Source organism: Streptomyces griseoflavus (assembly GCF_014649995.1).
GTDB classification, from domain to species: domain Bacteria; phylum Actinomycetota; class Actinomycetes; order Streptomycetales; family Streptomycetaceae; genus Streptomyces; species Streptomyces griseoflavus.
Map to the genome: position 1 here is coordinate 1 of NZ_BMUC01000043.1, position 2690 is coordinate 2690.

Here is a 2690-nt window from a genome sequence, read left to right on the forward strand (position 1 = left end):
GCCTCCTCCCCCGGACCCTCCACGTCGACACCCCCTCCACCCACGTCGACTGGGACTCCGGAGCCGTCTCGCTGCTGACCGAGGAGCGGCCCTGGCCGGCCGCCGACCGGCCGCGCCGTGCGGCCGTGTCGTCCTTCGGCGTGAGCGGCACGAACACGCACGCCGTCCTGGAAGAGGCCCCGGAGGACGAGTCCGCCCAGGACCTGCCGGAACGCAGGGCCGGGATGCCGGTCGTGCCGTGGGTGCTGTCCGCCCGGTCGGCGGACGCGTTGCGCGAACAGGGCGCACAGCTGGGGGAGTTCGTCCACACGGACCCCGCCGATGTCGGCTTCTCGCTGGCCACGGGGCGTTCGGTCTTCGAGCACCGCGCGGTGCTGTACAACAACGGTCCCGGCGGGCTCGACGCGGCGCTGACGGCGCTCGCCGAGGGCAGGGACGCGGCTCCGGGGCTGGTGACGGGCGCGGGTCACCGTGCCGCCCGGACGGCCTTCCTCTTCACCGGGCAGGGCAGCCAGTACCCGGGCATGGGACGTGAACTCCACGCCGTCTACCCGGTCTTCGCCGCCGCCTTCGACGAGGTCTGCGCCGCCCTGGACCCGCACCTGGACCGTCCGCTGCGTGAAGTGGTGTTCGCCGAGCCGGGCACGGCCGAGGCGGAGCTCCTGGACCAGACGCAGTACACCCAGGCAGGGCTGTTCGCCGTCGAGGTAGCGCTGTTCCGGCTGGTCGAGGCATGGGGCCTGCGTCCCGCCGCGCTGCTGGGCCACTCCGTCGGCGAGCTGGCGGCGGCCCATGTCGCGGGGGTACTGAGCCTGCCGGACGCCTGCGCGCTGGTGGCCGCCCGCGGCCGGCTGATGCAGGAGCTGCCGGTGGGCGGGGCGATGGTGTCCGTACGCGCCACCGAGGACGAGGTCATGGAGGTGCTGGCCGGACGCACGGAACGGGTGTCCGTCGCCGCCGTCAACGGGCCGCGGTCCGTCGTCGTGTCGGGCGACGAGGAGACGGTGCTCGCGGTGGCCGCCGAACTCGCCGAGCGCGGCCGACGCACCAAGCGGCTCAACGTCAGCCATGCCTTCCACTCGCCCCGCATGGACGCCATGCTCGACGACTTCCGGGCCGTCGCGCGCTCGCTGCGGTACAGCGATCCGCTGATCCCGGTCGTCTCCGATGTGACCGGCCGTACGGCCACCGCCGAGGAGCTGACCGACCCGGACTACTGGGTGCGCCATGTGCGGCAGGCCGTGCGGTTCGCCGACGGCGTGCGGACGCTGGGCGAACTGGGCGTCGGCAGCTGCCTGGAACTCGGCCCCGGCGGGGTGCTCTCCGGCATGGGCCAGGACTGCCTGCCCGGCGACGCCGTGGCGTTCGCCGCCGCGCTGCGCCGCGACCGCGCCGAGCCGGAGTCGGTGGTGGAGGCGGTGGCGACGGTGTTCGCCCGCGGCGCCCGCGTCGACTGGGCGGCGCTGTTCGCCGGCAGCGGTGCCCGGCGGGTGGATTTGCCGACCTACCCCTTCCAGCGGCAGCGCTACTGGCCGAAGGCCCCCTCCGGTGCGGCCGGGAACGTACGCTCGCTCGGCCTGGAGTCGGTGGACCATCCGCTGCTGGGTGCAGTACTGGAGAGCGCGGACGGCGACGAGCTGCTGTTCACCAGCCGGGTCTCGCTCGCCGCCCAGCCGTGGATCCGCGGTCACCGGGTCGAGGGCGTGGCCCTGCTGCCCGGCACCGCGCTGGCCGAGCTGGCCGTACGGGCCGGGGACAGGACCGGTTGCCCGCTGCTGGAGGAACTGACCCTTGAGGCGCCGCTGGTGCTGCCCGAGGACGGTGGCCTACGACTCCGGGTGCGGGTCGGTGCCGCCGACGCGTCGGGCCGGCGCACGCTGACCGTGCACGCGCGGCCCGACGAGGACACGGGGCAGGACGGCCTGCCGTGGACGCGCCACGCGAGCGGCACCCTGAGCCCGGACCGCGCCGACGCCGGGCAGGACCTCAGCGGGGCCTGGCCGCCGGCCGGGGCCGAGCCGCTGGACATCGAGGGCCGCTACGAGCGGTTCCGGGAGAGCGGCTTCGAGTACGGCCCTGAGTTCCAGGGCCTGCGGGCGGCGTGGCGGCGGGGTGACGAGGTGTTCGCCGAGGTCGCCCTGCCGGCGGACCTGGCCGAGGACGCGGCGGACTTCGAGCTGCACCCCGCCTTGTTCGACGCGGCGCTGCAGACGGTCGGCCTCAGCAGCCTGGCCGAGGACGGCGCGCCGGCACTGATGCCGTTCTCCTGGCGGGGCGTACGCCTGCACGCCACGGGCGCGACCGTACTGCGGGTGCGGCTGACCGTGACCGGCCAGGAGGAGGTACGGCTCGACGCGGCGGACGCCCTGGGCAGTCCGGTCCTGACCGTCGACTCGCTCGCGCTGCGGCCGCTGTCCGGCCGAGCGGCGGAGGCCGCAGCCGCGGCGACCCTGCGCGACGCACTGTTCCGCGTGGAGTGGGTGCCCGTCGAGGCCGCGCAGGCGGAGGGGCCGGACCCGGTCTGGCTGTCCGCCGGTGAGGGCCTCGACGGCCTGTCGGCTTCCGAGGTCGTGGTCGCTCCTTGCCCGCCCGGTGAACGCACCTCGCTGCATTGGGTGCTGGATCTGGTCAAGCGGTGGCTGGCGGAGGAGCGGTTCGCCGACTCCCGGCTGGTCCTGTTCACCCGCAAC

At 74.9% G+C, this 2690-nt stretch carries 1 protein-coding gene; it reads left to right on the forward strand.

All coding sequences use genetic code 11. The features are described 5' to 3' along the window. On the forward strand, positions 1–2690 hold a 2690-nt coding region (locus IE172_RS34135), incomplete at both ends, for an acyltransferase domain-containing protein (protein ID WP_190101253.1).